This is a genomic window from Helicobacter sp. MIT 03-1616, from assembly GCF_000765685.2.
Taxonomy (GTDB): Bacteria; Campylobacterota; Campylobacteria; order Campylobacterales; family Helicobacteraceae; genus Helicobacter_C; species Helicobacter_C typhlonius.
The window spans coordinates 1-429 of the sequence record NZ_JROY02000045.1 but is presented as its reverse complement, the minus strand read 5'-3'; the positions used below and the strand labels follow the sequence as shown (position 1 = coordinate 429).

The window sequence follows — 429 nt, the reverse complement described above, 5'->3', positions numbered from 1 at the left end:
CCATATCGAAAAAAGCACTTCCCATACAGGATAAATCATTACACTTAAACCAAAAAAAGCACTTATGCAATCTTGTCTTTGTGTGAGTAAAACAAGTAAGATACCTATGATAAATCCCAAAAAATAAGCTCCTCCATCACCTAAAAAAATATAACCAAAAGGAAAATTACAAACAAAAAATCCAAAAACTGCTCCAATAAGAGCTAAAGAGCAATAAAATATTTCCATATCTTGCACATCATAGGCTACATAAGCAATAGCACATAATATAAGCAAACATATACCACTTGCCAAACCATTGAATCCATCAATAATATTCATCGCATTACTTACACCTACAAGTGCAAATGTGGTAAAAAATAGACCGATTATATAGGGCAGAGTGAATCCTAATGATAAATCTTTCAAATATACATTAAGTAGAGCACA

The 429-nt window shown here is 31.5% G+C and carries 1 protein-coding gene; it reads right to left on the bottom strand.

Annotation, left to right across the window (positions count from 1 at the left end; all coding sequences use genetic code 11):
- On the bottom strand, positions 1-429 hold a 429-nt coding region (locus tag LS67_RS09510; protein ID WP_236096393.1), incomplete at both ends, for an MraY family glycosyltransferase.